General features: G+C 46.5%; 1 rRNA gene. It reads right to left on the bottom strand.

Features of this window, described 5'->3' with window-relative positions:
• Window positions 1–251 (bottom strand): 16S ribosomal RNA (locus RJ32_RS00135); the annotation flags it as partial.
• Between the last annotated feature and the right edge of the window lie 164 nt (window positions 252–415).

Raw genomic sequence — 415 nt, 5'->3', positions numbered from 1 at the left:
CTAGCTAATCCCGCTTGGGCTCATCTTTAGGTGTGAGGCCCGAAGGTCCCCCACTTTGGTCCGTAGACATTATGCGGTATTAGCCACAGTTTCCCGTGGTTGTCCCCCGCCTAAAGGCAAATTCCCAAGTATTACTCACCCGTCCGCCGCTCGTCAGCAGAGAAGCAAGCTTCTCTCTGTTACCGCTCGACTTGCATGTGTTAGGCCTGCCGCCAGCGTTCAATCTGAGCCATGATCAAACTCTTCAATTAAAAGTAGTTCAATCAACTCAATGAATTACGCGTTTTTGCTCGGTTTCTTGCGAAACCTTGCTGAACACTCATTCAAAAGTTGCAATACAAATATTTCGTTTTGCTTAACTTCTGCAAGTGCCCACACAGTTTGCTTGGCTTGATATAATTGTTAAAGAGCGTTT

This window comes from Idiomarina sp. 28-8, assembly GCF_000320945.2.
Classification (GTDB): Bacteria; Pseudomonadota; Gammaproteobacteria; order Enterobacterales; family Alteromonadaceae; genus Idiomarina; species Idiomarina loihiensis.
This window is presented reverse-complemented; position numbering and strand designations above follow the sequence as displayed.